Raw genomic sequence first — 20,741 nt, 5'->3', positions numbered from 1 at the left:
TTTCTCCCTGACAGCGGGCCAGTGACCCGCTTCAACCTAATCTCGCCAGCCGGGAGCCGCCTCTCCATTCTTGCGCTCTCGCCGACGCCAGCGGCGGCAGCGCGACCAGCACCGGAGGCGACCACGCGGGCGCGACCTCCAGCCGGACGTCCTGGCACAGCGGCACCGGACCGGCCCGGACCCGCACCGGACGCGCGGCCGAGCCGACCGCCTGCACGCTCGGCGCGAGCTGTGCGCGCGGCTCGGCGGCCGACGGCAGCGCGCAGGCCAGCAGCCGGTAGCTGCCCGGCGGCACGTCGACGAGCGTGAACTCCAGGTCCGGCCCCAGCAGCGAGCCGCTGACCGGGAGGCCGCGCGCCGACGACGCGGAGAACAGCCCGACATACACCGCCGGCGCCCCGTCGAGCGCGGCGACCGCGGCCGGGCTCAGCAGGGCGCGGCCGGTGACCGCCCCGCCCGCGCAGTCCGGGCCCGCCACCCGCACCGGTTCCGGCGGGTGCTCGGCGAGCAGGCCGGGCAGCTGCCGGAACCGGTGCGGGCTCACCCCGACCGCCGCGGTGAACCGCGTGGTGAACGTGCCCGGCGCGGAGAACCCGACCTCGTGGCAGATGTCGACCACCTTCTCGCCGGTGTCCAGCAGCAGCTCCTTGGCGAGCTGAAACCGTTGCGCGGCAAGGAATTTCCCCGGCGGCAGGCCGATCTCCCGCTCGAACGCGCGCGCCAGGTGGAACGGGCTGTACCGGACGTGGTCGGCCACGTCCTCGAGCGTGAGCTGCCGGGTGCGTCCGGCGGCCAGGAACCTCGCCGCCTCGAGTACGGCGTCCCGCATGTGCACACCTCCTCGGATGTGCCGCCATGGTAAGTCCGGGCACCGACAATTCCGGGCGTCAGCCGTCGTCGAGGTCGAGGACGACGGCCGAGCGCAGCCGGACCAGGCATTCGCCGCAGTTTCCGACGGTGCACGAGTACGGCATCGGCAGCCCGGCGGCGAGACCGGCGGCGAGCAGCGTGTCGCCGGGTTCGACGGTGGTGACCAGGAACGGAGCGCGGACAAGGAAACCGCCGATGCCGGGCCGGGCCGGGCCGGGCCGTCGCCGATGCCGGAGATTGGCCGCACAGCGCGTACCGGTCGTGGTTGCCAGAGCTTGGAGCGGAAACGCACCGTCCGCAATGGACATGCGCCTCCTTGAGGTTCACCACCGTTTCGCTGCAGTCCGGTGTGGCGACAGTATGGTCTCGAGGTTTTCGCTGGTCATAGCTCTGTTGTGAGCTTTAGCTCGCCTACTCGCTTTTCCGGCGGCGCGAAACCGGTGTTCAGCGGATCCGGACAGCGGCGGGCGCTCGCATTCCGGGGCGGCGATCAGCCCGCGGTTTCGCGGGTTTTGGCGTTGAAGCGCGCCTTCTTCTGCCGGTTCCCGCACGTGTTCATGTCGCACCATTTGCGGGTGCGGCTCTGGCTGGTGTCGAAGAAGGCGGCTCGGCAGGTCGGCGAGGCGCACAAGGCCAGTTTTCCGTCCCGTTCGCCCGAGATGACGCTGATCGCGTCGGCGGCGATCACGCCGAGGGCGTCTTCCACCGCGGTCTCCGAACTGAGCTGCCACCGCCGTTCGCCGTCTGGCGTCAGGACAGCCGCGGCCCGGCCCTGAGCGCTGCGGTCGTTGATGACCTGGACAGCGGACGCGGGGAGAGGTTCCTGGAGCGCGGCCGTGGTCGCGGCGGCGTGGATCGACTCCCGCAGCTCTCGGGCGAGTTCGAGCTGGGCGGCGGTGCAGGAGTCCACCGCGAGGCCGCTCACCGCCAGCCAGTCGGCGAGCCGCTGCGGGGTGGGAATGCGCTCGACAGAGTCGCCGCAGCGCTCGGTCAGGGTCGCGGTGAAGCTCGTCGCGAGCACGGTGCCGAGGCGGAAATCAGGGAACTCGGAAGGCATGGAACCAGCTTAGCCGGTTGCGCTTGGCCGCGGGCGGCTGCTAGAACCGTCTTAGCCGGTTCCACACTGACCAGGAGGAATCATGACCTGTCTGACCAGCGAAGTGCACGCCTTCGAAGCCCGGGCGACCGACGCTGACCTCGACGATCTGCGGGCTCGGCTGGCCGCGGCGAGGCTTCCGGAGGCTGAAACGGCGCCCGCCTCCCGCCGCTGGGATCAGGGCGTTCCGCTCGCCGATCTGGTCGCTCTCGTGCACTACTGGCGCACCGAGTACGACTGGCGCTCGTTCGAGGCGCGGCTTGACCGCATCGGCCAGTTCCGGACCGTCATCGACGGCCTGGGCATCCACTTCCTGCACCGTCGTTCGCCGCGCGCGGACGCCGTTCCGCTGGTCTTGACGCACGGGTGGCCGGGCAGCGTCGCCGAGTTCGTCGATGTCGTCGACGAGCTGGCGGATCCGGAAGACGCTGGCGCGCCGGCGTTTCACGTCGTGGTTCCGTCCTTGCCGGGCTTCGGATACAGCGACAAACCGGCCGTCACCGGATGGGGCACGGAAAAGATCGCAGCGGCATGGGTGGAACTGATGGCGAGGCTCGGATATCCCCGGTTCCTGGCGCACGGCGGCGACTGGGGCGGCAATATCACCACGGTTCTCGCAGGCCGGTTCCCGGAACAGGTGCTCGGGATCCACACGCTTTTCGCGGAGGGGCCGCCCGGGTTGCCGATGGACGGGCTGACCGAGGTAGAACGCGGGTGGGCCGAGGAAACCCGGCATTTCTGGCGGCATCGCGCGGCGTACGCGAAGCAGCAGGCGACCCGGCCGCAGACCATCGGCTACTCGCTCGTCGACTCCCCGGTCGGGCTGCTCGCGTGGATCCTGGACAAGTTCGCGGAGTGGTCGGACACCGAGGACAGCCCGTTCGAGACGATTTCCCGGGATCGCGTCCTGGACGACGTCACGTTGTACTGGCTGACGCGGTCCGGGGCGTCGGCTGCCCGGATTTACTACGAGAGCCACAATTCGCTGGATCCGGAGCTGCGCGTCGACGTTCCGGCGGCGATCAGCATGTATCCGCGGGACACGGAGAAAACCCCTCGGCCCTGGGCGCGGGAGCGGTTCCGGCAGATCGTCCGGTGGCGGGAACCGGAACGGGGCGGGCATTTCCCGTCGCTGGAGGTCCCCGGGTATTTCGTCCAGGACCTGCGGGAAGGGCTCGCCGCGGTGCTTCGTTCCTGAGGCCGGGCGGCGAATGGCAGGGGTCCGGCGGGCTGACGGCTGGTGTTGTGGTGGGCGGCGGCGCATCGCCCGGTGAGGGCGGAACCTCCACGGCTATTCGGTGCTGAAGACGGGAGCGAAGAACGCGGCCAGTTCGTCGGTGGCGGTGAGAGGAAGGACGTTCGCCACATACTGATCGGGGCGCACCACCACGACCGCACCGTCGGGGGAGATGCCGCGGGCGGCGAAGATGTCGTCCGCCGGATCTGCCGCGTAGACCTTCTCGTAGTCGATCAGTTCGAACGGGCCGGTCCGGGGGAGGAAGATCTCCGGGACCTCGCCGAGATCGACGTCCTCGTACGGCCGCGGGTAGATCACCTTGACGTCGAACCACGCGTCGACGTCCAGATTCTTCGGCGTGTGGGCCACGACCGGGGAGTCCGGGGAATTCCCGAGCCAGCCGGCGAAATCCGTCACCGGGGCGGCGGGTCCGAAAACGTAGATGCGCCACCGGCCGTCGGCCTGGGCGTGGTGTCCTAAGTGGACCTGGTTGGCGTCGCAGACTCGCGTCACGGGCGCCGATTTGAAGCGTTTGCCGATCGGGAACCCGGTCGCCAGGTGCTGGTGGTCCGGCGAGGCGATGAGCACCGAAGGCTGGTAGCACGTCATGAACCCGGACGGGAACTCGAAGGTCTTCACATAGAACTCTTCCAGCTCCGCCGGATCGGCCAGGTCCTCCGGCCGGGTCGCCATCAGGGCCGACCATTCCTTGTCGAAGTCGATGAGGTTCTTCGCGATCAGCTGGCGTTCCGCGGAATAGGTGGCCAGCAGCGAAGCGGGACCGCGGCCGTCGAGGACATGGCCGAGTTTCCAGCCGAGGTTGAACCCGTCCTGCATGGAGACGTTCATGCCCTGTCCGGCTTTCGCGCTGTGCGTGTGGCAGGCGTCGCCGGTGATGAAGACGCGCGGCAGCCGGGTGTCGCCGGCGGGAACGTCGTCGAATTTGTCGGTGAGGCGGTGGCCGACCTCGTACACGCTGTGCCAGGCCACGTTCTTCACGTCCACTGTGTAGGGACGCATGATCGCGTTGGCGCGCGCGATGATCTGGTCGATCGTGGTCTTCCGGACGGCCCCGCGGTCGTCCTCGGGCACCTCGCCCAGGTCCACGTACATCCGGAACAGCGCGCCGCCCTCGCGGGGGATCAGCAGGATGTTGCCGCCGTCGTGGGACTGGATGGCGCATTTCGTGCGGATGTCCGGGAAATCGGTGACGGCGAGGACGTCCATCACGCCCCACGCGTGCAAGGCCTGGTCGCCGACGAGTTCCCGGCCGATCGACTGGCGCACCGCGCTGCGCGCGCCGTCGCAGCCGACGACGTATTTGGCCCGGACGACCCGATCCTCGCCGGTGCGCGGGCCGGTCGTGTGCCGCAGCGTGACGGCGACGGGGTATTCGTCGCCCTCGGTGACGGTCAGCGACTGGAATTCCAGGCCGAAGTCGGGCGTCATCCGGCTCGGCGAATGGGCCATGTACTCGGCGAAATAGTCCTGCACGCGGGCCTGGTTCACGATGAGGTGCGGGAATTCGCTGATCCCGGTGGGATCGTCGGGGACGCGCGACGAGCGGACGATGCGCTTCGGGTCGGCGGGATCGGGCTTCCAGAACGACATCGTGGTGATCCGGTACGCCTCTTCGACGATCCGGTTCGCGAAGCCGAACGCCTGGAACGTTTCGACGCTGCGCGCCTGGATGCCGTCCGCCTGGCCGACCTCGAGCCGCCCGCCCCGGCGTTCGACGATGCGCGTGGTGACGTCCGGGAACCGGGACAGCTGCGCGGCGGTGATCATGCCCGCGGGGCCGGTGCCCACGATCAGCACGTCGACCTCGTCCGGCAGTTCCGCGGGCCGGTCGATTCCGGTTCCGGCGGCGGGCAGGACACGCGGTTCGCCGGAAACGTAGCCGTGGTGGTGGAACTGCATAAGTTTCCTCACCTCATCGTGAAGCACTGTGAAGCACCAGGGGACCGTGTTCGATAATCGAACTGGCTGTTCAATTATTGAGTACGTCGATGCTAAGGTGGGCCGCTCCGGTGCACAAGACCCCGCGGGGAAGGACCGAGTCGTGACGGAAGCCAAGCAAGCGGCCGGGTCGCAGACGTTGTCGCGCGGGCTCACCGCGCTGGAAGTCCTGGCCGAGGCGGACGCGCCGCTGTCGATCGGCGAGCTGGCCTCGCGGCTCGGGCTGCACCGGTCGATCGCCTACCGCATCGTGCGCACGCTCGAAGACCACGGCCTGGTCGTGCGCGGCGCGAACGGCGAGCTGGAGCTGGGGGCGCGGCTGGCGGCGTTGGCGCGCAACGTTTCCCGCGACTTGCAGTCGACCGCGCTGCCCGAGTTGACTGTGCTGGCCAACGAGCTGGGCATGACGGCTTTCCTCGCGACACTCGACGGCGAGGACTCCGTGGTCACGCTGGCCAGCGTCGAACCGCGACAGGCGACGGCCGCGGTGGCGCAGCGGCCGGGCAGCCGGCACCCGATCACCGACGGCGCACCGGGTCGCGCGATTCTGCAGCAGCTGCGCGGGGAGAACGCGCCGTACGAAACCAGCCACGACGAGGTGATCCCCGGGCTGTCGTCGATCGCGGTGCCCCTCGCGGTGCCCGGGCAGCATCCGGCCGCGCTGGCGGTGGTGTATCTGACCGGCCCGGCTGACATCTCAGCGATCGGGGCCCGGCTGGCGCAGGCGGCGCAGGTGATCCGGGCCGAACTGCATCCGTGACGGAAGCGGTGCTCCGCGGCCGCGGCGGAAAACCGGTCGACGTCCGGGCGCCCGCCTGACAGAGTGGCCGACCATGACCGATCTGCTGACCGCCGCGGACGTGCTGCTCATGCAGGAGCTTGCGCAGCGGATCACCGCCGTGCGCCCGGAACTGGTGAACAGCGACGCCTCCTACGGCGAACTGGCCTGGAACTGGGGCAAAGCGCACGCGACACAAGGGACGAGCTGGGTCCGCCGGTTGTGGTTCGCCGGGGACGACCTCGTCGCGTGGGGCTGGGCGCAACTGCCCCGGAGCGTGCGGCGCAGCGACGGGTCGGTCAAAGATGTCACCGGCGCCTATCTGGCACTCCAGGTCCATCCCGATCACGCCGAACTGGTCGACGAGGTGATCGACTGGTTCGACGCCACCGCGGACGGCCTCGAACGCACCGTTTTGCCCAGCGCGGCGGACAAGTTCGGCCTGGAACGCTGGGCAGCGCACGGATATCAGCCCGATCCGGACGGGCTCGGCGACAACGGATCCTGGACGCAGCTGAACGAACGCGACCTCGCTGAACTGGAAAAACCTGTGCTGCCAGCGGGATTCCGGTTCCGCACGGCGGTCGAAGCCGGACCCGACGCAGCCGTCCGGGCGCATCTTGATGCCTGGGGCGTGAGCGCGTACTCGCGGGAAGGCTACGAGGGCGTCCGCGAGACCCCGGCGTACCGCGGCGACCTGCACATCCTGGTCGAAGCGCCGGACGGGACGATGGCGGCGTCCACGATCATGTGGCTCGACGAGGCGAACCAGACCGTCGAGTTCGAGCCGGTCGGCACCCATCCGGACTACCGCAGGCTCGGGCTGGGCCGGGCGATGCTGCTGCACGGAATGGACCGCGCACGAGCGGCCGGAGCCGCCCACGCGACAGTCGCTTGCCTTGGCGCGCCCGGACATCCGGCGGCGCGGGAGTTGTACTACAGCGTCGGGTTCCGCGAGGTCGTCCGGGATGTTCCGCTGCTCAAGCCCGCGTGACGCGCGGATGCACCCGGCAGTTGGTGTGGAGGTACCGCGCCGGGCCGTCCGCGAAATCGTAGATCGCGACTGACTGGGTGTCTTCGAGCGGATCCGTCGGCGGCATCAGGAAAAGAGTTTCGCTGACCGGAAGCAGCTCGTATTTCAGGCGTTCCGGCTTCCGCAGGAACTCGGCTTGCGTGGCGTCGATCGTCAGCGTCGCGTACAGTTTCCCGGCTTCGGCGGACACCTCGTATCGCGCGCCGGGCCGCTCGTAGACGCCTTCGTATTTTTTGGGGTCGAGTTTCAGTGCGGGGTCTGGCGCGGGCAGCCCCGGGATGGCGGCCTCGGGCAGGATTTCGGCGAACACGGTGCGGTAGAAGCTTTCCCGTGGTCCGCCATTGGTCAGCATCGCGACGGCGGTGTTCGATTCCGGAAGGATGCGGAGCCGCGAGTTCTGGCCGATGGTGCTGCCGTCGGTCGCGTAGACGGTTTCGCCGTTCCAATCGCAGACGATGAGCCCGAGTGCCCATTCCGGTCCGAACAGCAGCGGATCTGGTACTAGTACCCGCGAACTCTTCATCTCCTGGACGAGCCCGGCCGAGAGCACGCGGATTCCGTTCGGCGCCACGCCGTCGTTCAGCAGGACGTGCGCCAGCGCAAGGACCTCTCCGATTGTCGAGGTGATGCCGCCGCCGGGGCCGTACGCGCGCGGCAGGTAGTCGATCGGAGTCGGGAACGGGCCCTCGTCGAGGGAACGGATGAGGTGCCCGGTCGCCGCCCGGGATTCGTCCGCCTGCTCGGGCAAAGTGTTCGTTCCGGTGAGGCCCATCGGGTCGAAGAGCCGGTCCCGCATGAGATCGTCCCAGGTCTTCCCGTCGGCCGTTTCGAGAATCCGTGCGAGGATCGCGTAGCCCAGCGCGGCGCTGTAGCCGTGGGTGCGGCCGAGCGGGAAGACCTGCGGCGCACCGGCGATGTTCTCGACCATGCGCTCGAGGACGTCGTCCCCCTCGCCCGGATCTCCGTAGGCTTCCTCGATCCCGTTGGTGTGGTTGAGCAAATGGCGTGGCGTGACCCGCGCGCTGGTCACCGGGTCGGCGACGGCGAAAGCAGGCAGGTACGTGCGGACAGGCCGGTCGAGATCGACCTTCCCCTCGTCGACGAGTTGCAGGAACGCCAGCGCGGTCCACGTCTTGGTCATGGAGCCGCATTGGTAGACCGTGTCCGTCCGCGCGGGTTCCCGCGTTTCGACGTTCTTGACGCCGACCGCGAATTCAGTGCGCTCCCCGTCGCGGAGGATGCCGATCGCGGCACTCGGGATCCCGTGCTCCGCCAGGAGTTCGGCGAGCCTCGTCCGGTCGAACGTCATCGCGCGAGACCGACCGCGTTCGCGGCGTCCGCCTCGAAGTATTCCGTTGCGGCGTAAGCACCTGCGTGCGCCTCGAAGAACGCCCGGACCCCTTCGACCGAGTCGTGGGAGATCACGTTCACCGCCTTGCTCCCGTCGGCGCTCGCGATCGCCAGCTTCCACTTCGCGCCTTTGGGGAGCTGGCCGTGCGCCTTCTTGAGGCCGTTCCAGAACTTGCTGTTGTCCGAGACGGTCGACACGGCCAATACGTGCGTCATGGCATTTCCTTTCCTTTTCCGGATGAGGAAAAGCTACGTTGCATTTCAACATGCGTCAACCGTTGGCGGCGGAACTTTCCCAGCTCAGGGTCAATTATTGCAATGAGTCTGGCAATGAATGCAATTACCGCCGAACCGTCGTTGCAATGTACTGTGGACGAATGCACGAGAGGGCGCGCTGATGCCAGGAGACCGGCTGACCCGGGAGGAACGCCTGCGGATCGAGGCATGGCTCGCCGAAGGGCTCGGGTACGCGGAGATCGCCCGGCTGCTCGGCAGGCCGACGTCCACGGTCAGCCGGGAGGTCGCGCGCAACAGCGTGGCCGGGGTCTACACGGCCGGCGAAGCGCAGGAGACCACCGGGCGCCGGGCTCGCCGCCGCAAACCGGTCCGGAGCGCCGAGCCGGCCGGCGACGGTTTTCCGTCCGAGGCCGCACGCGTTTTCGCGGACGAATTCGCGGCTCTGCTCGGTGCGACCGGCCTGCCGCGGATGACCGCGAGGGTGTTCGCCTGCCTGCTCACCGCCGACGGCCTGACCTCGGCGGAGCTGGTGCGCAGGCTGCGGGTCAGCCCGGCGTCGGTGTCCAAGTCGATCGGTTACCTGGAAGCCATGGAGCTGGTGCTGCGCCGCCCGGATCCAGGCGGCCGTCGCGAGCGGTACTCGATCGACGACAGCGCCTGGCTCCGCGCGTGGCGGGCCGACACCGCCGCGCACGGACGGATCGCGTCCGCCGCGCGACGGGGGATCGAACTCTTCGGCGCGGACACCGCCGCGGGTGCCCGGCTCGGCGAGATGAGCCGGTTTTTCGGCTGGCTCAGCGAGCAGATGGGCGACAGCGACCTCTCGGACACGGCCGGGTACGACGCGTTGACCGTGGTCGCCGCGCTGGTGCACGCCGGCCGGCCGCTCGCGCTGGATGACTTGTCCGTCGCGCTCGGCTGGCCGCGGGACCGCGTGCTGGCCGCGGCGGAGGCGGTCCGGCGCCGACCGGCGCTCCCTGATCCGCTGGTCTTGCGCGTTGTCGGGGCTGAAACGTATGGCTTGGCCGTGCGGGAGGACCGGCTCAGCCCGGCGCAGCGCGCGCGGCTGGAAAAGTGAGCCGGGTTGGCAGTTCAGGCTGTCTCATCCGCAGTGCTTCGAACTTCGCGGAAGTCCGGATCGCGTCGCCGAGCAGCGTCACCGACAGTGTTTCGGGGTCGGAGAGGGCCAGCGGTTCGCCACCCCTTCGGCACCGACGATCAGGACGCGAAATTCTCCCGGCACAGCGCGGAACAATAGGACGTGCCGGATGCACCGAAGATCTGCGAACAGGCGCGCTGTGCGTTGCCCCGGACTGGCTGCCGGGCGGCGGTTCCGACGGCCTGAGGCCACCGCTTTTTCCGGAAGCCGATGGTCAAGGACCGATTCCCGCCTAAGCTGAGTGCCATGTGCACAGCCGGACCGGAGATCCGCGGGACGCGAGTCGAGGTGCTGACCGCGCCGGACTGCCCGAACGCTGGCGCGGCCCGGTCGCTGGCGGCTGAATGCCTCGCCGAGAGCGGCCTCGACGCGACGATCGTCGAACGCGTCGGCCGTTACCGCTCGCCGACGATCCTGGTCGGCGGGGTCGACGTGATGGGCACGGCCGGGCCGGTCGCGGGGGATGCCTGCCGACTCGACGTGCCGACCCGGGAGCGGGTGCTCGCCGCGCTGGCCGCGCATCGCGGCTGAGGAGCCCGGCGTCCGGCGCGGGCAGTGCGGTGAATAACCGGCCGGAACTCGGTTTTTCCCGTCAGCGGCAACCGGATGCCCGGTACGGAACAAGCCGCACTGGTCTACATTACAGATGTAATGTACCGTGATCCCGACCCCGGCCGAGGAGGTGCGGATGAGCCGGTCCGGATCCCCGGACGACCCCACGGGGATGAAGCTCGCCCTGCGCCGGGCGGCGGTCGGCGTGGTCGCTTCGGAGGGGCTGCGCGGTCTCACCTACCGCGCGGTCGCCCGTGCGGCGGGCTGCACCACCGGTGCGGTCCAGCATCATTTCTCCTCGATCGACGACCTCCTCCAGTCCTCTTTGGACCTGGTGCTGGAGGAAAGCGCGGAGAACGGCCTGATCGGCGCCCGCACCGGCGTCTACGCGGACGGTCCCGAGGTGCGCCAGCGGTTCCGGGACAGCGCGGACCTGCAAGTGTTCCAGTACCAGCTGGTCGTGGAGGCGGCGCGGCGGCCCGAATTGCGGCCGGTCGTGCGGCGGCTCTACGACGGCTATCTCGCCGCGGTCGGCAAGGAATTGTCGGCGGGCGGCGGGCTGGCCCAGCTCGTTTTCTACGCCCTCGACGGAATGTTCCTGCACCAGGCGGCCGATCCGGACGTCGATCCGGGACCGGCGCTCGAAGCCCTGCGCGGCCTGCTCGCGGCCGCGCGTTAACCGAACCTTCCCCGAACCCCGGCCGCACACGACGCGACCGGGGTCGAAGTGTTGCGAAATACTGTTGCGGCGCAAGAACTTCCCACTGTCCTTTCCGGAATTTCTCCACTGCCAAGGTGTTGACTTAATCAACACCTTGGGGTCAGACTCGGCGCATCCCCGAACCCGCCGACCCGAAAGGCGTACCGATGCCCGACACCGCCGCCGCGACCTTGCTGATCGACGGCCGCTGGCAGTCCGCCCCGGCGACGTTCGACGTCGTCGATCCCGCGAGCCTCGCCGTCCTCGGCCAGGCCGCCGACGCGGGGCCCGAACAGGCACGGGACGCACTGGCCGCGGCCGCGCGAGCCGCCCGGGGCTGGGCGGACACCGATCCGGAGACCCGCAGCGGCCACCTTCGCGCCGCTGCTGCCGGAATCCGCGCCCGGCAAAGCGAACTGGCCGCGCTGCTGAGCCGCGAGAACGGAAAGCCGCTCGCCGAAGCGAACGGAGAACTGGCCGGGGCCGCCCGGATGCTGGAGTGGGCCGCGGAGGAGGGCCGCCGCGCGTACGGGCGGGTCACCCCGGCGAACGCGGCCGGCCCGGGGCTCGTGCTGCGCGCGCCGGTCGGCCCGGTGCTCGCGATCACGCCGTGGAACTTCCCGGCCAGCATGCTGATCCGCAAGGTCGGTCTCGCGCTCGCGGCGGGCTGCCCGGTCGTCGCGAAACCGGCCGAGCAAACCCCGTTGATCGCCACCGCGCTGCTGGAAATCGTGCAGGACACCGGATTGCCCGACGGGGTGCTGCAATCGCTGACCACCGCCCGCCCCGCCGAACTCGTCGGCGCGCTGCTGGCCGACCGGCGCCTGCGCAAGGTCAGTTTCACCGGCTCCACCGAGGTCGGACTGGGCCTGCTGCGCCAGACCGGCGACATCCTCCGCCGCACGTCGCTCGAAATGGGCGGGCATTCGCCGGCGATCGTCTTCGAGGACGCCGACCTCGAAGCCGCCGCAACGGGCGTCGTAGCCGGGAAGTTCTTCAATGCCGGGCAAAGCTGCACGGCGGTGAACCGGCTGTACGTCCACGAAAGCGTCCGCGACGACCTGCTTTCCTTGATCGAAAAGAAAACCGCCGCGCTGAAGGTCGGCCGGGGCGACGCCGAGGGCACCAATGTGGGGCCGCTGATCGACGAAGCCGGGTTGGCGAAGGTGGAGAACCAGGTCGTCGACGCGGTCGGCAAGGGCGCGCGCGTGCTCGTCGGCGGCGAACGGTGGACGGATTCCGCGCTGCCAGGCCATTTCTTCGAACCCACGGTGCTGGTCGACGTCACCCCGGACATGCTCATCAGCCACGAGGAGACGTTCGGCCCGGTGCTCGCCGTCGCCACGTTCGGCACCGACGACGAAGCCGTGGAACTGGCCAACGCCACCGATTACGGGCTCGCCGCCTACGTTTTCGGCACCGATCTGCGCCGCATCTGGCGCACGCTCGACCGGCTCGACTTCGGTGTTTTCGGAGTCAACGACCCGGCCCCGGTTCGGCCGGAACTGCCGTTCGGCGGCCAGAAGAACTCCGGACAGGAACGCGAAGGCGGGGCCGAGGGCATCGACGCCTACACCGAGACCAAAGCCGTCGCTCTGCGGTTCTGAACCGCGCGCCACGAAAGGAATCCGCATTGACCACCGCTGACCTCGCCTCCGCCGACCGGCGCACCCTCATCCATCCGCACACCGTCATCGGCGACCCGGCCGAACCGCTCGTCCTCGACCGCGGCGAAGGCGCGCTGCTCTGGGACACCGACGGCAACCAGTACCTCGACGGCACCTGCGGCCTCTGGCAGTGCCCGGTCGGCCACGGCCGCGCCGAACTCGCCGACGTCGCCGCCGAGCAGATCCGCAAACTGGAGTTCTACTCGTCCTTCGGCGACTACTCGAACGCCCCCTCGATCCGCCTCGCCGAACGCCTGCTGTCGCTCGCCCCGGCCGGGCTGGAACGCGTTTTCCTCACCAACGGCGGTTCGGAGGGCAACGAAACCGCGATCAAACTCGCCCGCCTCGCCTTCCACCACGCCGGTTCGCCGGAACGCACGGTGGTGCTGGCGCGGCACGGCGGCTACCACGGCATGGGCGGCGCCTCGCTGGCCGCCACCGGGATCGAGGGCCTGCGCGCCGGGTACGGCCCGCTGCTGCCGGACGTCGAATGGCTCGGCAAACCCCACGGCATCGAGCACGGTCCCAATGCGACAGACCTCCTCGTGGCAGAGCTGGAGAAGCGGATCGAGGAGATCGGTCCGCATCGGATCGCCGCGTTCATCGGGGAACCGGTGCTCGGCGTCGGCGGGATGGTGCCGCCGCCCGAGGATTACTGGCCGCGCGTGCAGGAAGTCCTGCGGCGACACGGGATTCTGCTCATCGTCGACGAGATCGTGACCGCCTTCGGCCGCACCGGACACTGGTTCGGCAGCGAGCACTTCGGCATCGAACCGGACATGATCGTCACCGCGAAGGGGCTCACCAGCGGGTACATTCCGATGGGTGCGGTCCTCATTGGACGCCGAGTGCTCGAACTCGCCGAAGGCGCGACGTTCCTGCACGGTTTCACCTACAACGGACATCCGGTCGGCTCGGCGGTCGCGCTGGCGAACCTCGACCTCATCGAAAAGGAGAACCTGCTCGAACGCGCCACCGTCCTCGGCGCCCGGCTGCGCGCGCGGCTCGACCCGCTCGCCGAACTGCCGCACGTGCGCGAGGTCCGCGGCGTCGGCCTGATGCTCGGCATCGAGTTCGCGGACCGGCCGACCGCGCCGGTGCAGGCGGGCTGCCGCGCGGACGGCGTGGTGGTCCGCGCGTCCGGGACCAGCATCGTGCTGTCCCCGCCGCTGGTGATCACCGAGGACCAGATCGACACTCTGGCCGCCGTGCTGGGCAAGCACGTCGCGGCCGCGGCGAACTGAACGGAGGAGCCATGAGACGCCGGATACCGACGCTGCTGTCCGCCGCGCTTCTGCTCACCACCGCCGGCTGCGCGATCTCCGAGGGCGGCCCGAACTCGCTCGTGTTCGCCTCCTACGGCCAGGGCGCGTACCAGGCGGGCCAGCGCGCCGCGTGGCTCGACCCGTACGAGAAGCAGACCGGGACCACCGTCACCATCGACGGCCCGTCGAGCAACGCCAAGCTCAAGGCGATGGTCGAGGCGGGCAAGGTGACCTGGGACGTCGTCGACACCGACGCGTCCGCTGCCGCCGCGGTGTGCGGGAGCCTGCTCGAACGCGTCGACATGGGCGCGCAGGCCGCCGCGTTCCCCGAAGGCTCGCTCACCGACTGCGGGGTGCCGGACGCCTTTTTCGGCATGATGCTGATGTACGACTCGAGGGTCTACGGCAAGAACCCGCCGGCGAAACTCGCGGATTTCTTCGATCCGAAGCAGTTCCCCGGCCGCCGCATCATCTACGGCGGCGACCCGAGCGTCGGCACGATCGAGGCCGCGCTGCTGGCCGACGGCGTGCCGAGGGACAAGCTGTACCCGCTGGACATGCGCCGCGCGCTCCGGATGTACGACCGGATCCGGCCGCAGCTGTCCATCAGCAGCACGTACGGCGACCAGCAGCAGCGCATGGCCGGCGGGCAGGCGGATATGGCGCTGATCGTCAGCGCCCGGGCGTTCTCGCTGCTCAAGGCCGGTGCGACGCACTGGAAAGTGGTGCCTGCCATCCCAGTGCCGGTGACCTGGGATGTCTTGGTGGTGCCGAAGGGGACGGCACGCGCCGAGGAGGCGAAGAAGCTCATCCGCTTCGCCTCGCAACCGGCGCAAGCGGCGGACTTCGCCGCGCGGGCGGGAGTGGGACCGGCCAACACCGCCGCCCCCGCCGCCCGTTCGGAGATCGGCCGCCAGCTCGACATCTGGGGCGAGGGCAAGGAGGACTTGCGAGTGCTCAGCAACGTGCGTTATTGGGCGGCGCACCGGCCGGAGCTGGTGAAGGCGTGGTCGGATTGGACGACCGGATGACCGCCGTGGCGACCCGCCCCCCGGCCTTGCCGCCGGCCGGGGCCGAAAAACGGCGGACTTCGTGGCTGCTGCTCCCCGCCGCGGCAGTGGTGCTGGTGTTCTTCTTCTACCCGCTCGCGGTGATCCTGTGGCGCAGCTTCACCGAACCCTCCTTCGGCGTCGGCAATTACCTGGCGGTCCTCGGCGACGAGGTGCAGATCCGCGTGATGCTGCGGACTTTGCGGACCGCGCTGATCATCACCGCGGCCACGCTCGTCATCGCCTATCCCTACGCCTACGCGATGACGCTCGTCGGCCGCCGTGCCCGGTCGGTGCTGACGCTGCTGGTCCTGATGCCGTTCTGGACCAGCCTGATGGCGCGCAACTTCGCCTGGTACGTGCTCGAACAGCGCGGCGGCGTCATCGAGAAGGCGCTGTCGGCGATCGGCGTCGACGGGGTCGTGCTGCTGGGCTCGGTGGCCGGCGTGACGGTCGCGATGGTGCAGGTGATGCTGCCGTTCATGGTGCTGCCGCTGCAAAGTTCGATGCTCGGCATCGACCGCAGCCTGCTGCACGCGGCGGGCAGCCTCGGCGCGCGGCGTCCGGTCGCGTTCCTGCGGGTGTACGTGCCGTTGTCGATGCCGGGCGTGCTGGCCGGGGTTTCGGTGGTGTTCATCATGTCGCTGGGCTTCTACATCACCCCGGCGCTGCTCGGCACGCCGCAGCAGGCGCTGGTCGCGCAGGTGATCGGCACCCAGGTCAACGACCTGCTGGACTTCGCGGGCGCCGGTGCGCTCGGGACGATCCTGCTGGTCGTCACGCTCGTGGTGCTCGCCGTGCTCAGCCGCGTGGCCGCGCCGCTGGGCACCAGTGCGGCCGGAGGTGCCGATCGTGGCTGACAATCCGTCCAATCCGTCCATCAGCAGGGCCGCCGCGGTGCGGCAGCGCAGCCTCGGCTGGGGCCTGCGCGTGTGGGTCGTGCTCGTCGCGTTCGTGCTGGTCGCGCCGACGCTCGTGGTGATCCCGATGAGCTTCGGCGCGGGCTCGACGTTCGAGTTCCCGCCGAAGGACTGGTCGTGGCACTGGTACGCGGAGTTCTTCACCAGCAAGCAATGGCTGGCCGCGCTGGCGAATTCGGTCCAGGTCGGGCTGCTCGCGGCGGTGCTGGCGACCGTGCTCGGCGTGGCGGCCGCACTGGCGCTCGACCGGATGCGCCGGGGCGGGGGAGTCGTCCGGCAGCTGCTGATGGCTCCGATGATCCTGCCCGGCATCGTCGTCGCGGTCGCGATCTACGGGGTTTTCCTGCGCTGGCAGCTGAACGGCACGATGCTCGGGTTCGTGCTGGCGCACGCGGTGCTGGGGCTGCCGTTCGTGCTCACCTCGGTGCGGACCAGCCTCGCCGGTTACGACCCGGTCATGGAGAAAGCCGCGGCCAGCCTCGGTGCGCCGCGTTTCACGACGCTGCGCAAGGTCGTGCTCCCGATCATCGCGCCCGGCGTGCTGTCCGGGTTCGTGTTCGCCTTCGCCACGTCGTTCGACGAGGTCGTGGTCGCGTTGTTCCTGCAGACGCCCGCGATCAAGACGCTGCCGGTGAAAATGTACGAATCGATCGTGCTGGAAATCGACCCGACGATCGCCGCCGCGTCGAGCCTGATCGTCGTGTTCACCACCCTTCTGCTGTTCGTCCCCGCCCTTTCGCGCCGAAAAGAGCAATCATGACCGACGGAATCGCGACCGCACACGTGACGAAGGCCTATCCCGGCGTCGACCGCCCCGCCGTGGACGACGTTTCGCTGCACATCGCCGACGGCGAGTTCATGACCTTCCTCGGCCCGTCCGGGTCGGGCAAGACGACGATGCTGTCGATGATCGCCGGGTTCACCCCGCTGACGTCCGGATCGATCACAGTGGACGGTCAGGAGATCTCGCGGCTGAAACCGCACCGGCGGAACCTCGGCGTGGTTTTCCAGCAGTACGCGCTGTTCCCGCACATGTCGGTGGCGCGCAACGTCGCTTTCGGACTGGCCCAGCGCAAGGTGCCGAAGGCCGAGATCTCCCGGCGGGTGGACGAGGTGCTGGAGCTGGTCGGGCTGTCGGCGGTGCGGGACCGGTTGCCGCGCCAGCTTTCCGGCGGTCAGCAGCAGCGCGTCGCGCTGGCCCGTGCGGTGGTGTACGAACCGCGTGCGCTGCTGATGGACGAGCCGCTGGGCGCGCTGGACAAGAAGCTGCGCGACCAGTTGCAGCGCGAAATCGCGCGGATGCACCGGGAATTGGGCATGACGTTCCTTTTCGTGACGCACGATCAGCAGGAGGCGCTTACGTTGTCGGACCGGATCGCGGTGTTCAACGACGGCCGGATCGAACAGGTCGGCACCCCGGAAGAACTGTACGAACGCCCGGAGACGTTGTTCGTCGCGCAGTTCGTCGGGGAGTCCAACGCGTTGTCGCTCACCCCGGGGGAAGTGACGATCGTGCGGCCGGAACGGTTGACGCTGTATCGCCGGACGGACGCAGTCCCGAGTGGACACCAGCGGGCGAGCGCGCAGGTGACTGACATCGTGTACGTCGGCGACCATACGCGGATCTGGCTGCGGTACGCCGACGGCGCGCGCGGCTGTGCGGTGCTGTCGGCTGGTGCCGTGCATGAGCATCGGCCCGGAGATGACGTGACGGTGGCCTGGCATCCGGAGCATCAGGCCGTGGTGCCGAGCGGCGACGTTCCGGAATTGGCGGCGGTATGACTGAGGATTTGCTGCTGCGCGGCGGAGTGGTCCGGACTTTCGACTCGGTCGCCGGGACTGCCTCCGCGGTGCTGGTGTCCGGCGGCCGGATCGCCGCGGTCGGCGACGACACCACGGTTTCCGCCGCGGCCTCGCCGGATGCGCGGGTCGTCGAGCTGGCGGGCCGGACTGTCCTTCCCGGACTGAACGACGCCCATCTGCACCTGGCCTTCCACGCCGCCGCCGGTCCGGAGTTCTGTGTGGACCTTTCCGCCGCTTCGGACCTCGCGTCGGTAGCCCGTGCGCTGGCCGGCGCGCCGCCGGGGGAGTGGATCGTCGGCCGCGGCTGGCGGGAAACGACGATCGCCGAGTTCGCGGACGGCCGGGCGGTGCCGACACGCGCCTGGCTCGACGGTGTCACTGGTGCGCAGCCGACGGTGCTGCATCACGCGTCGTCACACGAGGTGTGGGCGAACAGCGCGGCGCTGAACCGTGCCGGAATCACTGCGGAGACGCCGGATCCGGAAGCCGGCGAGATCGTGCGCGACTCCTCCGGCGAACCGACCGGGGTGCTCGTGGAGAGTGCGCAGGAACTGGTCGCTTCGCTGGTGCCGCAGCCGAGCCGGGAGGTGCGGCTGGACGCGATCGTGCGCAGCATGGAACGGCTGAACGCGCTCGGGATGACGAGCGTGACCGACCCGATCGTTCCGCCCGGCCTTTGGCAGGACTACCGGGACTTGCACGCCGCCGGCCGTTTGCGGATGCGGATCACCGCGCTGCTGCACTGGAATTGGCCGTCGCCGACGACGTCCGCCGCCTCGCTGGCGCAAATGCTGGACGAGACGGACTTCGCCGAGGGCGACGATCTGCTTCGGATCGGCGGCATCAAACTGTTCGCCGACGGGGTGCCGACGCACTGCACCGCGTGGATGCACTCGCCGTACCCGTCCGGCGGGCACGGAAGCCTGGTGACTTTCGGTCCCGACGACGACGCGCGGGTGCGAGAACTGCACGAACTGATCCTGGTCGCCCACACCCGGCGGGTGCGGGTGCAGGTTCACGTCACCGGGGACCGAGCCGCGGACGCGGTAGTCGACGCGATCGAGGCGGCTCAAGCCGCCGACCCCTGGCCGGAGGCGCGGCACGCACTGATCCACGGCACCTTCTTGTCCAGTGCGGTGCTTTCCCGGCTGGCGCGGTCCGGAATCGCTGTGATCACCAGCTCGCTGATGCGGACCTACAGCGGCCCGTCCATGGTCCGCGTGCTGGGCGAATCCCGGTGGGCCGGCGCTTTCCCCGCACGGGCTTTGCTGGACCACGGCGTGGTGGTCGCCGACAGCTCGGACGCACCGGTGACCGTGCCGGACTGGCGGCGCGGAGTCGCGACCTTCACCGGCGCGCCAGGCCCGAACCCGTTCTCCTCCGTCGCCAGCCCGCTGACCAGGGAGGAAGCGCTGCGGTTGTGGACCACCGGCCCGGCCTGGCTGGAACACGCGGAGGACGTCAAGGGCACTCTCCGCGTCGGTTCCCTCGCCGACCTCGCGGTGTTCGCCCACGATCCGGTCACCGCTGCCGACCCGGAGTTGCTGAGCGTACGGTCGGAATTGACTGTGCTCGGGGGACGCGTGGTGTCCGAAGCGAAGTGAGGTTTTGTGTACGGCAGCAATACCGACGCCGATCGCGGTGCTTTCGTATGGATGGTGAAGAACGCGGTCGTCCCGCGGCCGATCGCGTGGGTGAGCACGGTGGACGGCGAGGGCGTGCGGAATCTCGCGCCGTTCAGCTACTTCGCCCCGCTGACCATGGATCCGCCGACGGTGCTGTTCTCGGTGTCCGACGCGCCGAAGGACACTTTGGACAACATCACGGCGCGCGGCGAGTTCGCGATCACGATGGCGTTGAGCGGTCAGGAAGAACTCGTCGCGCGCACAGCGTCCACAGTGGACTCGTCGGTGGACGAAGCGGAGCAGGTCGGCTTGTCGTGGACGCCCGGGGTGCGGATCGGCGTGCCCCATCCGGCCGGGGCGGGCCCGAGCCTGGAGTGCACGCTGGTGAAGATCGAGGAGTTCCGGGGCTCGCGGCTGGTGTTCGGCGAGGTGGTCGGGGTGGCGGTGGACGACCGGCTGCTCCGCCCGGACGGACGGCTGGACCAGGACGTGTACCAGCCGGTGGGGCGGATGGGCGGTGCGACGTTCACCCGGGTGGACAACTGGGTGCGGGTGCCGATCCCGGCTCCGGAGGAGTTCCTGGCTAAGGGGCGGCGGCCGGGCGCGGGCAGGTAACCTCGACCCCGTCCGCACCCGAGCAGGGAGGTTCCCGTGGCCGACGCAACCCTCTCCGGGGTTCTTTCCCGGCTCGAGGAGCTCGACGACCCCAAAATCCGGGCGGTCAACGAGAAGCACGGCGACGACCACAGCGTCAACCTCGGCAAGCTCCGCGCCCTCGCGAAGGAACTCAAAGCCCAGCCGGACCTCGCCCGCGAACTGTGGCGGACCGGCGACACCAACGCCCGCCTGCTCGCCCTCCTCGTCGCACGGCCGAAGCAGTTCGACCGCTCCGACCTCGACACCATGCTGCGCGAGGCGGGCACCCCCAAAGTCCAGGACTGGCTCGTCTCCTACCTCGTCAAGAAAAGCCGCTATGCCGAGGAACTCCGGGTGGCCTGGCTCGACGATCCCGACCCGGTGGTGGCGAGCGCGGGCTGGGCACTGACCGTCGACCGGGTCGCGAAAAAGCCGGACGGCCTGGATCTTCCCGGCCTGCTCGACGTCATCGAAGCCGAGATGAAGACCGCGCCGGACCGGTTGCAGTGGGCGATGAACCACTGCCTCGCCCAGATCGGCATCGAGAACCCCGGCCTGCGCGCCCGCGCGATCGGCATCGGCGAACGCCTGGGGGTTCTCAAGGACTATCCGACGCCGCCGAACTGCACGTCGCCGTACGCGCCGGTCTGGATCGCCGAGATGGTGAAGCGACAGGCGTAGGCGGCGGCCGCCGACGGGTTCGGCAGGAGATGCGGTGGTCCGTGAAGGGCCCCTTGAGGGAATCAGATTTACACAACCGGGCCCGCCAGGCACTGATGGGGGGGCGGGGGTGGGGACACCCCGG

Annotated in this window: 21 protein-coding genes; 15 read left to right on the top strand and 6 right to left on the bottom strand. The window is 69.4% G+C overall.

Annotated features, from left to right (window positions below; genetic code table 11):
* Positions 1–31: 31 nt before the first annotated feature.
* The 3 genes from ACWGIC_RS24355 to ACWGIC_RS24345 form a co-directional block, all read right to left on the bottom strand.
* Positions 32–829 carry a helix-turn-helix transcriptional regulator gene (locus ACWGIC_RS24355; RefSeq protein WP_452078253.1) on the bottom strand — a complete coding sequence of 266 codons (798 nt, stop codon included), beginning with the start codon at positions 827–829 and terminating at the stop codon, positions 32–34.
* Between the two features lie 58 nt (positions 830–887).
* Positions 888–1,178, bottom strand: coding sequence for a 2Fe-2S iron-sulfur cluster-binding protein (locus ACWGIC_RS24350; protein ID WP_452078252.1), 291 nt, complete (start codon positions 1,176–1,178; stop codon positions 888–890).
* A 182-nt stretch (positions 1,179–1,360) separates the two neighbouring features.
* A complete protein-coding gene (locus tag ACWGIC_RS24345) occupies positions 1,361–1,927 on the bottom strand; it encodes a CGNR zinc finger domain-containing protein (RefSeq protein WP_452078251.1) in 567 nt (188 codons plus the stop codon).
* An 82-nt stretch (positions 1,928–2,009) separates the two neighbouring features.
* On the opposite strand from ACWGIC_RS24345, the gene ACWGIC_RS24340 reads away from it, so the two are divergent.
* On the top strand, positions 2,010–3,164 hold the full coding sequence (locus ACWGIC_RS24340; protein ID WP_452078250.1) for an epoxide hydrolase family protein: 1,155 nt from the start codon (positions 2,010–2,012) through the stop codon (positions 3,162–3,164).
* 93 nt (positions 3,165–3,257) lie between these two features.
* On the opposite strand, the gene ACWGIC_RS24335 is transcribed toward ACWGIC_RS24340, so the two are convergent.
* The gene (locus ACWGIC_RS24335; protein WP_452078249.1) at positions 3,258–5,123 is read right to left on the bottom strand and encodes an FAD-binding monooxygenase; all 1,866 of its coding nucleotides are present in this window, start codon (positions 5,121–5,123) and stop codon (positions 3,258–3,260) included.
* A gap of 142 nt (positions 5,124–5,265) precedes the next feature.
* Here ACWGIC_RS24335 and ACWGIC_RS24330 point away from each other — a divergent pair, with 142 nt between their 5' ends.
* Together ACWGIC_RS24330 and ACWGIC_RS24325 are read left to right on the top strand one after the other, a co-directional pair.
* Positions 5,266–5,922 (top strand): IclR family transcriptional regulator, encoded by a 657-nt coding sequence (locus ACWGIC_RS24330; RefSeq protein ID WP_452078248.1) that lies wholly within the window; start codon positions 5,266–5,268, stop codon positions 5,920–5,922.
* A 73-nt stretch (positions 5,923–5,995) separates the two neighbouring features.
* A complete protein-coding gene (locus ACWGIC_RS24325) occupies positions 5,996–6,934 on the top strand; it encodes a GNAT family N-acetyltransferase (protein WP_452078247.1) in 939 nt (312 codons plus the stop codon).
* Here the strand turns inward: ACWGIC_RS24325 and ACWGIC_RS24320 are convergent.
* Both ACWGIC_RS24320 and ACWGIC_RS24315 read right to left on the bottom strand, forming a co-directional pair.
* Positions 6,921–8,282: a serine hydrolase domain-containing protein gene (locus tag ACWGIC_RS24320; protein WP_452078246.1), complete on the bottom strand. Its 1,362-nt coding sequence runs from the start codon at positions 8,280–8,282 to the stop codon at positions 6,921–6,923. The two genes, ACWGIC_RS24325 and ACWGIC_RS24320, sit on opposite strands and share 14 nt — an antisense overlap.
* A complete protein-coding gene (locus ACWGIC_RS24315; RefSeq protein ID WP_452078245.1) occupies positions 8,279–8,539 on the bottom strand; it encodes a hypothetical protein in 261 nt (86 codons plus the stop codon). The genes ACWGIC_RS24320 and ACWGIC_RS24315 overlap by 4 nt, the downstream gene beginning before the upstream one ends.
* A gap of 181 nt (positions 8,540–8,720) precedes the next feature.
* On the opposite strand from ACWGIC_RS24315, the gene ACWGIC_RS24310 reads away from it, so the two are divergent.
* The 12 genes from ACWGIC_RS24310 (at position 8,721) to ACWGIC_RS24255 (ending at position 20,617) form a co-directional block, all read left to right on the top strand.
* Complete coding sequence (locus ACWGIC_RS24310; RefSeq protein WP_452078244.1) at positions 8,721–9,638, top strand: helix-turn-helix domain-containing protein; 918 nt, start codon at positions 8,721–8,723, stop codon at positions 9,636–9,638.
* Between the two features lie 327 nt (positions 9,639–9,965).
* The gene (locus tag ACWGIC_RS24305) at positions 9,966–10,250 is read left to right on the top strand and encodes an alkylmercury lyase (RefSeq protein WP_452078243.1); all 285 of its coding nucleotides are present in this window, start codon (positions 9,966–9,968) and stop codon (positions 10,248–10,250) included.
* 157 nt (positions 10,251–10,407) lie between these two features.
* Complete coding sequence (locus ACWGIC_RS24300) at positions 10,408–10,950, top strand: TetR/AcrR family transcriptional regulator (RefSeq protein WP_452078242.1); 543 nt, start codon at positions 10,408–10,410, stop codon at positions 10,948–10,950.
* A 188-nt stretch (positions 10,951–11,138) separates the two neighbouring features.
* Complete coding sequence (locus tag ACWGIC_RS24295; protein ID WP_452078241.1) at positions 11,139–12,578, top strand: NAD-dependent succinate-semialdehyde dehydrogenase; 1,440 nt, start codon at positions 11,139–11,141, stop codon at positions 12,576–12,578.
* A gap of 26 nt (positions 12,579–12,604) precedes the next feature.
* Positions 12,605–13,882, top strand: a complete 1,278-nt coding sequence (locus tag ACWGIC_RS24290; RefSeq protein ID WP_452078240.1) for an aminotransferase family protein — start codon at positions 12,605–12,607, stop codon at positions 13,880–13,882.
* 11 nt (positions 13,883–13,893) lie between these two features.
* The gene (locus tag ACWGIC_RS24285) at positions 13,894–14,934 is read left to right on the top strand and encodes an extracellular solute-binding protein (protein WP_452078239.1); all 1,041 of its coding nucleotides are present in this window, start codon (positions 13,894–13,896) and stop codon (positions 14,932–14,934) included.
* Positions 14,931–15,812, top strand: a complete 882-nt coding sequence (locus ACWGIC_RS24280) for an ABC transporter permease (RefSeq protein WP_452078268.1) — start codon at positions 14,931–14,933, stop codon at positions 15,810–15,812. The genes ACWGIC_RS24285 and ACWGIC_RS24280 overlap by 4 nt, the downstream gene beginning before the upstream one ends.
* Complete coding sequence (locus ACWGIC_RS24275; RefSeq protein ID WP_452078238.1) at positions 15,805–16,632, top strand: ABC transporter permease; 828 nt, start codon at positions 15,805–15,807, stop codon at positions 16,630–16,632. The genes ACWGIC_RS24280 and ACWGIC_RS24275 overlap by 8 nt, the downstream gene beginning before the upstream one ends.
* Positions 16,629–17,654, top strand: coding sequence for an ABC transporter ATP-binding protein (locus tag ACWGIC_RS24270; protein WP_452078237.1), 1,026 nt, complete (start codon positions 16,629–16,631; stop codon positions 17,652–17,654). Before ACWGIC_RS24275 ends, ACWGIC_RS24270 begins: the two co-directional genes overlap by 4 nt.
* A complete protein-coding gene (locus tag ACWGIC_RS24265; RefSeq protein WP_452078236.1) occupies positions 17,651–19,279 on the top strand; it encodes an amidohydrolase in 1,629 nt (542 codons plus the stop codon). Before ACWGIC_RS24270 ends, ACWGIC_RS24265 begins: the two co-directional genes overlap by 4 nt.
* A 6-nt stretch (positions 19,280–19,285) precedes the next feature.
* Positions 19,286–19,915, top strand: a complete 630-nt coding sequence (locus ACWGIC_RS24260) for a flavin reductase family protein (RefSeq protein WP_452078235.1) — start codon at positions 19,286–19,288, stop codon at positions 19,913–19,915.
* A 36-nt stretch (positions 19,916–19,951) separates the two neighbouring features.
* A complete protein-coding gene (locus ACWGIC_RS24255; RefSeq protein WP_452078234.1) occupies positions 19,952–20,617 on the top strand; it encodes a DNA alkylation repair protein in 666 nt (221 codons plus the stop codon).
* Positions 20,618–20,741 lie beyond the last annotated feature (124 nt).

This window comes from Amycolatopsis sp. NPDC054798, assembly GCF_053611505.1.
This window is presented reverse-complemented; position numbering and strand designations above follow the sequence as displayed.

Excerpts from the sequence above, each read along its gene's own strand:
- ACWGIC_RS24325 (WP_452078247.1), top strand. The coding sequence starts at position 5,996 with ATGACCGATCTGCTGACCGCCGCGGACGTGCTGCTCATGCAGGAGCTT.
- ACWGIC_RS24340 (WP_452078250.1), top strand. The coding sequence starts at position 2,010 with ATGACCTGTCTGACCAGCGAAGTGCACGCCTTCGAAGCCCGGGCGACC.
- ACWGIC_RS24270 (WP_452078237.1), top strand. The coding sequence starts at position 16,629 with ATGACCGACGGAATCGCGACCGCACACGTGACGAAGGCCTATCCCGGC.
- ACWGIC_RS24335 (WP_452078249.1), bottom strand. The coding sequence starts at position 5,123 with ATGCAGTTCCACCACCACGGCTACGTTTCCGGCGAACCGCGTGTCCTG.
- ACWGIC_RS24310 (WP_452078244.1), top strand. The coding sequence starts at position 8,721 with ATGCCAGGAGACCGGCTGACCCGGGAGGAACGCCTGCGGATCGAGGCA.
- ACWGIC_RS24280 (WP_452078268.1), top strand. The coding sequence starts at position 14,931 with ATGACCGCCGTGGCGACCCGCCCCCCGGCCTTGCCGCCGGCCGGGGCC.
- ACWGIC_RS24345 (WP_452078251.1), bottom strand. The coding sequence starts at position 1,927 with ATGCCTTCCGAGTTCCCTGATTTCCGCCTCGGCACCGTGCTCGCGACG.
- ACWGIC_RS24355 (WP_452078253.1), bottom strand. The coding sequence starts at position 829 with ATGCGGGACGCCGTACTCGAGGCGGCGAGGTTCCTGGCCGCCGGACGC.
- ACWGIC_RS24350 (WP_452078252.1), bottom strand. The coding sequence starts at position 1,178 with ATGTCCATTGCGGACGGTGCGTTTCCGCTCCAAGCTCTGGCAACCACG.
- ACWGIC_RS24315 (WP_452078245.1), bottom strand. The coding sequence starts at position 8,539 with ATGACGCACGTATTGGCCGTGTCGACCGTCTCGGACAACAGCAAGTTC.
- ACWGIC_RS24305 (WP_452078243.1), top strand. The coding sequence starts at position 9,966 with ATGTGCACAGCCGGACCGGAGATCCGCGGGACGCGAGTCGAGGTGCTG.
- ACWGIC_RS24300 (WP_452078242.1), top strand. The coding sequence starts at position 10,408 with ATGAGCCGGTCCGGATCCCCGGACGACCCCACGGGGATGAAGCTCGCC.
- ACWGIC_RS24265 (WP_452078236.1), top strand. The coding sequence starts at position 17,651 with ATGACTGAGGATTTGCTGCTGCGCGGCGGAGTGGTCCGGACTTTCGAC.
- ACWGIC_RS24295 (WP_452078241.1), top strand. The coding sequence starts at position 11,139 with ATGCCCGACACCGCCGCCGCGACCTTGCTGATCGACGGCCGCTGGCAG.
- ACWGIC_RS24285 (WP_452078239.1), top strand. The coding sequence starts at position 13,894 with ATGAGACGCCGGATACCGACGCTGCTGTCCGCCGCGCTTCTGCTCACC.
- ACWGIC_RS24320 (WP_452078246.1), bottom strand. The coding sequence starts at position 8,282 with ATGACGTTCGACCGGACGAGGCTCGCCGAACTCCTGGCGGAGCACGGG.